This window comes from Martelella sp. (genome assembly GCF_984369615.1).
This window is the reverse complement of the sequence record NZ_CFHTCS010000474.1, coordinates 1-2,772: the sequence shown is the minus strand read 5'-3', so window position 1 is coordinate 2,772 and position 2,772 is coordinate 1. Positions and strand designations below refer to the sequence as shown.

The 2,772-nt window shown below is 62.7% G+C and carries 3 protein-coding genes; all 3 read left to right on the top strand.

Features of this window, described 5'->3' with window-relative positions; all coding sequences use genetic code 11:
• Positions 1 to 1,002 precede the first annotated feature (1,002 nt).
• Positions 1,003 to 1,641: a ZinT family metal-binding protein gene (locus tag AC5DC2_RS22435; RefSeq protein ID WP_491700090.1), complete on the top strand. Its 639-nt coding sequence runs from the start codon at positions 1,003 to 1,005 to the stop codon at positions 1,639 to 1,641.
• A 208-nt stretch (positions 1,642 to 1,849) separates the two neighbouring features.
• A complete protein-coding gene (locus AC5DC2_RS22430) occupies positions 1,850 to 2,212 on the top strand; it encodes a hypothetical protein (RefSeq protein WP_491700089.1) in 363 nt (120 codons plus the stop codon).
• 62 nt (positions 2,213 to 2,274) lie between these two features.
• A partial coding sequence (locus tag AC5DC2_RS22425; protein ID WP_491700088.1) for a YcnI family copper-binding membrane protein occupies positions 2,275 to 2,772 on the top strand: 498 nt, incomplete at its 3' end.

Genomic DNA, 2,772 nt, shown 5'->3' with positions numbered 1-2,772 from the left:
CACCGCTGGTCCTTCGACACGGCCGGCCAGAACAAGCTCTACGCGGTCAATGGTGGCGCCGCCATCGTCGCCGTGCAGTCGGACAGCGATGCGGTGCATTTCATCGACAGCGGCATCTCGCTGCATTCCCATGGCGATCATTCCGATATCGATATCGAGGAGCCGGCGGCCGTCGAGGGCAGCCTCACCGGTCCGCGCCCCTTCCACATCATCGATCATGACGGCAAGGTGGTCATCAATTTCGACAAGGGCGGCTATGCCGCAATCGTCGATGCTCACGAGCTTTCCCACGGCGAGATTGAAACCAGCCAGCTGAAGCAGGAACGCGCCCACCACGGCTTTGCGGCCCCCGTTGGCCAATATTGGGTCACGAGTGTTGCCACTGACACGCCGGTCGACGGCACCCGCATCGGCCTGCGCGCCGTCACCGAAGACGGCGAGCCGACCGGCGATGTCGCGACCTGCACCGGCATTCACGGCGAAGCCTTCTCCGGCGCCTTTCTTGCCGCCGGTTGCCAGGAAGGCGTGCTGACCGTGACCGCTGGAGAAGACGGCCCGGTTTTCGAGATGCTGACGTACCCCGACGATCTGCCGGAAGGCGAGACCACCGGCACCCTGCTTGGCGCAAAAAGCATGCAGGTCTTTCTCGGAAATTACGGATCCAACGGCCTTGTCGTCATCGACCCGGCCGATGAGCCGCATTTCCGTTACATCGAGCTGCCCTTCCGTCGCGTCGATTTCGCGCTCGATCCGGCCAATGCCCGTTTCGGCTATGTCCTGACCGAAGATGGCAGCCTGCACCAGATCGACATTCTGGACGCCAGCCTCACGGAAAGCGCCAAGGTCACCGGACCCTATTCGATGGACGGCCACTGGAACGATCCGCGGCCGCGCATCGCCATGGCCGGCGATGAAATCGTGATGAGCGACCCGAATGCCGGCCTCGTCCGCCGCATCGCCAAGGATGGCCTCACGGAAGTCGGCACCATCGACGTCGGCGGTATGCCCTACAACATCGCCGTTGCCGGCGGCAGCGGCATGGTCCACGAGGGCCATGACCACGATCACGCTCATGGCGACGAAGCGCATGCCCACGATCATGGCGACCCGCAGATCGCCAAGGGCTATTTCGATGACAGCCAGATCGCGGATCGCACCCTTTCCGACTGGGAAGGCGACTGGCAGTCGGTCTACCCCTATCTTCAGGATGGCACGCTCGATCCGGTGATGGAGCACAAGGCCGAATCCGGCAGCATGACCGCCGAAGAATACAAGGCCTATTACGACACCGGCTACAAGACCGATGTCGAGCGCATCACCATTGAAGGCGACGTGGTCACCTTCTATCGGGATGGCGAAGCGGTTGAAGGCCACTACGAAAGCGACGGCTATGAAATCCTGACCTATGCCAAGGGCAACCGCGGCGTTCGCTTCATCTTCAAAAAGACCGGCGGCGACGAAGCGGCCCCGCAGTTCATCCAGTTCTCCGACCACCGGATCGCACCGGCCGACGCCGATCACTATCACCTCTACTGGGGTGACGATCGTGCGGCCCTTCTGGAGGAACTCACCAACTGGCCGACCTACTACCCGTCATCGCTCGACAGTGACCAGATCGTCGACGAGATGCTCGCGCATTGAGCCTTGGCACGAAAGGCAGAAACAGGCGTCCGGCCTCCCAGGGCCGGACGCACCGAATGTTCAGGACAGCGCATGAAATCGGCGCGCGCGAGATCGCATTTCGCTTGCGTCAACTTGACAAGTTGCAATAACGTGCGGCTTCCATTCTTGTCTGGCCGACATGCTGCATGCTTCGGCGGAACGGCGGGATGATGGGGAGGTTTTCGGTTTGCGGGGATTGAAGGCAGCGATGCGGGAGCTGGCGGCGGCACTGGCCGTGATCGCCGTCTTTGCGCTTGCCTTTATCTATCAGCCCTACATGCCGGCCTTGACCCACCATGAGGCCGGTTCGCTTCTGGCATCGTCCCAGAGCGTTCTCTGCGGCAGCGGGCCCGGCGATGACGGGGCCATGAGCCACGGCCCCTGCCATGCCTGCCGCCAGAACGCCGCCGTCCTGCCCCCGCCGCCGGATAAGGCCGTCCCGGCCTATACCCGCCTTGTGGCGCATGTCTTCACGGTGAACGACGATGCCCCGTCGCTTGTCTTTCATACCGGCCATTACAATCCGCGCGCTCCGCCGTTCGCTGTCTGATTTTTATGACCCGGGCTTCTGCCAGCCCGAAAAATCAAGACAATTCCAAACGGAGTATTTCCATGACCACGTTCATGACCCGTCTCGCATGGGCCGGCGCAATCAGCCTTGCCAGCCTTTCCGCCGCCAATGCCCATATGACGCTCGAAACGACCGAAGCACCGGCCGGCAGCAGCTACAAGGCTGTCATCCGCGTGCCGCACGGCTGCAATGGCGCAGCGACCACCGAAATCCGCGTCAAGGTGCCGGAGGGCTTCTACAGCGTGAAGCCGATGCCGCATGCCGGCTGGGAGCTCGAAACCGTCACCGGTCCCTATGCCAACACCTATATGAACCATGGCACGCCGGTTAGCGAAGGCGTGACCGAGGTGATCTGGAAGGGCGGCGAACTGCCCGACGCCTATTACGACGAGTTCGTGATGCGCGGCTCGCTGTCGGCCGATATCGCACCCGACACGGTGCTCTACTTCCCGTCCGTTCAGCTCTGTGCCGATGGCAGCGCCAACCACTGGACCGCCACGGGCGAGGCCGGCGACGGCGAGCCGGCGCCGAAACTGACC